The following is a 3179-nucleotide window of genomic DNA, read 5'->3' as shown; positions in this document are numbered from 1 at the left end:
GGAAGGCCTTTGCCCCCTTGCCCTCAGGCCCCGGGCGCAGTAAGGATTGTCCCTCGGCGCAGTGCGCCGGGGAGAGAGAATGGCAGCAGACGTCCGCGAATATATTCAGGCCCTCAAGGATTCCAAACAGCTGGGCCAGCTTGTGGTCCACCATCAGGTTGTGGAGGGGCGCCCTGCCGTCACGGCGGCGTGCCGTCGCCCATGGCCCGTCACCGTGGAGCGCTTGCTGGCGTGGCGCGGCATCACGCAGCTGTATTCCCATCAGGCCCGCGCCATGGATATTCTGCGCAGTGGGCGCAGTATGGTTGCCGCCACCCCAACGGCCAGCGGCAAGACCCTCATCTACAACCTGCCCGTCATCGAGCAGGTGCTTTCCAACCCCGACAGCCGCGCGCTGTATCTTTTCCCCCTCAAAGCCCTTGCGCAGGACCAGTTGAAGGGCTTCAACGAGCTTGTGGCCCCATGGCCCGGCGACGATCGGCCCGAAGCCCGCATCTACGACGGCGACACCACGCAGTGGTTCCGCAAGAAAATTCGCGATAATCCACCCCATGTGCTTATGACCAACCCGGAGATGATGCATCTATCCATGCTGCCCTACCATGAGCGGTGGGCCGCATTCTGGGCGGGGCTGACCCATGTGGTGGTGGACGAGGTGCACACCTATCGCGGGGTGCTTGGCTCGCACATGGCGCAGGTTTTCCGCCGGATGCGGCGCGTGTGCGCGCGGTACGGGGCGAACCCGTCCTTTGCGTTTTTGTCCGCCACGGTGGGCAATCCCGGCCAGCTGACGCATGACCTTACCGGGCTTGACGTCGAGACCGTTACCGAGTCTGGCGCGCCGCAAGGCTCGCGGCATTTTGTGTTTGTGAATCCGGCCCTGACCATGGCCGAGAGCCCCTCGCAAGTGGCTATTCATCTCCTGAAGGCCGCCCTTGCACGCGGCATGCGGACCATTGTTTACTGCCAGTCGCGCAAGATGACGGAGCTTATCTCCATGTGGGCTTCCCAGCGCGCCGGGCGCTACAGGGACCGCATCAGCGCCTACCGCGCGGGCTTTCTGCCCGAGGAGCGGCGCGATATTGAGGAGCGCATGGCCTCCGGCGAGCTGTTGGCCGTCGTCTCCACCAGCGCGCTGGAACTGGGCATCGACATCGGCAATCTGGACCTGTGCATTCTGGTGGGCTACCCCGGCACCATCATGAGCACCCTGCAGCGCGGGGGGCGCGTTGGCCGCGCCCAGCAAGAATCCGCCGTGGCCCTTGTTGCGGGCGAGGATCAGCTGGACCAGTATTTTATGAAGAACCCGCGCGACTTCTTCGCGCGTCCGTCCGAGAATGCGGTGCTGAACCCGGTCAATCCGGTCATTGTAGAAAAGCACCTTGTGTGCGCGTCGGCGGAGCTGCCGCTGTCGCCGGACGAGCCGTGGCTTGCCGAACCGGGCATGGCCGAGCAGGTTGCGCGCCTTGAGGCCGAAGGCAAACTGCTGCGCAGTGCGGATGGCCGTGATATTTACTCCCACCGCAAGCGCCCGCACCGCGAAATCAGCCTGCGCGGTTCTAGCCGGACCTTCCAGATTGTTACAGGGCATGATTCCCTTGAGGAAGCCGGCGGCGAGGGGCAGGTCAGCATTGGCGACATCGACGAACACCGCGCCTTTACGGAGACCTACACCGGCGCGGTATATCTGCACCGCGGCCGGTCCTATGTGGTGGACAAGCTGGATGTGGAGGGCGGCGCCGTGCACGTGCGCCCGGCCAAGGTGGACTACTACACCCGCGTGCGCAGTGAGAAGACCACGGAAATTTTATCCACCACAGGCGTGCGTGCGGCCTACGGCTGCCGGGTATTTGTGGGTCGCCTGCGCGTGACCCAGACCGTAAAGGGCTATGAAAAGCGGCGCATCCGCGGCAGCAAGCTCATGACCGTTGTCCCGCTGGACCTGCCGCCCCTCACCTTTGAGACCGATGGTCTGTGGATAGAAATCCCGCGCGAGATTCAGCGCAAGGCCGAGGACGAGTATCTGCATTTTATGGGCGGCATCTACGCCGTGGAACACGCGGCCATTGGTATTTTGCCGCTGCTCGTCATGACGGACCGAAACGACCTTGGCGGCATTTCCACCCCCTATCATCAGCAAGTCGGCGGCGCGGCGGTGTTCGTCTACGACGGCGTGCCCGGCGGCGTCGGGCTGACGCGGCAGGCCTTTGATACCGCCGAGGAACTCATTGAGCGGACTCTTTCGGTCGTCGCGGACTGCGAGTGCGAACTCGGGTGCCCCTCCTGTGTGCACTCCCCCAAGTGCGGCTCCGGCAACCGCCCCATCGACAAAGCCGCGTCCCTCTTTATTCTGCGCGCCATCAAGGCTGCCCCGCGTCCTCAGAATCTGACACTGGAGGATGCGCCGGGCACCGATGACAAACCGACTACGGAGCGTAATACAATGAAGCCTACAGGCGACAATCTCACTCCGCCGTCCCCTTCTACATCCGTGACGGCATCCGATGAGCCGGGAGCATCCGCCAGCACGCCCCCCGCTTCCGCCGCCGAACAGGGCAACGGACGCTACGCCGTGCTCGACCTGGAAACCCAGCGCTCCGCGCAGGAGGTCGGCGGGTGGGGCAAGGCGTACCGCATGGGCGTCTCCTGCGTGTGCGTGTACGACTCCGCCGCCGACGAGACGTTGTCCTATCTGGAGGACGACATCCCCCAGCTTATTGACGACCTGCAAGGCTATGACTTCGTCGTCGGCTTCAACATCAAGCGCTTCGACTACACCGTGCTCACGGGCTACACGGATTTTGACTTCCGCACGCTGACGACCATCGACCTGCTGGAACACGTGCACCGCCGCCTTGGCTACCGCCTGTCCCTCGACCATCTGGCGCAGGCCACCCTTGGCGCGCAAAAATCCGCCGACGGCCTGCAAGCCCTCAAGTGGTGGAAGGAAGGTCGCATCGACGATATTGTCGCCTACTGCAAACAGGACGTCGCCGTCACACGCGACCTCTACCGCTACGGCGCCGAGCACGGCTATCTGCTCTTTCGCAATAAAGCGAAAAGAGACGTCCGCCTGCCCGTGGATTGGTTGGTATTGCCGGGGTAGGTACGGGAAGAGGAAGAGTGCCTCCGGCGGGTTAAGGAAATAATTTCCTTAACAATCCTTAGGATTTTCTGGA

At 63.2% G+C, this 3179-nt stretch carries 1 protein-coding gene; it reads left to right on the top strand.

What is annotated here, in order from left to right; all coding sequences use genetic code 11:
- Nucleotides 1-79: 79 nt before the first annotated feature.
- Nucleotides 80-3106 carry a DEAD/DEAH box helicase gene (locus ACY69P_RS15510; RefSeq protein WP_462328129.1) on the top strand — a complete coding sequence of 1009 codons (3027 nt, stop codon included), beginning with the start codon at nt 80-82 and terminating at the stop codon, nt 3104-3106.
- Nucleotides 3107-3179: the final 73 nt, after the last annotated feature.

The organism is Desulfobaculum sp. (assembly GCF_054921475.1).
This window is presented reverse-complemented; position numbering and strand designations above follow the sequence as displayed.